Origin of the sequence: Shewanella sp. S1-49-MNA-CIBAN-0167 (genome assembly GCF_040310145.1) — a bacterium.
Classification (GTDB): domain Bacteria; phylum Pseudomonadota; class Gammaproteobacteria; order Enterobacterales; family Shewanellaceae; genus Shewanella; species Shewanella psychromarinicola.
Map to the genome: position 1 here is coordinate 1 of NZ_JBEOPO010000191.1, position 289 is coordinate 289.

Consider the following 289-nt stretch of genomic DNA (forward strand, 5'->3'; position numbering starts at 1 on the left):
GCTGGAACGTTTGCAAGGTCGTTACTTACTTGAACGCAAAGAGTCCGATGCGTTAGAGCTACAAGTACTCGATACCTGGCAAGGTGATGCAGTACGAGACACCAGAACCTTGTCGGGCGGTGAAAGCTTTTTAGTGAGCCTAGCCCTTGCACTCGCATTATCTGACCTTGTTAGTCATAAAACGAGCATTGACTCACTGTTTTTAGATGAAGGCTTTGGTACGTTGGATAGTCAAACGTTAGATACCGCTTTAGACGCATTAGATAATTTAAATGCGTCGGGCAAAATG

At 45.0% G+C, this 289-nt stretch carries 1 protein-coding gene; it reads left to right on the plus strand.

All coding sequences use genetic code 11. The features are described from left to right. Window positions 1-289, plus strand: a 289-nt coding sequence (locus AAEZ00_RS20965) for an SbcC/MukB-like Walker B domain-containing protein (RefSeq protein ID WP_351089809.1), incomplete at both ends; no start/stop codon positions are given.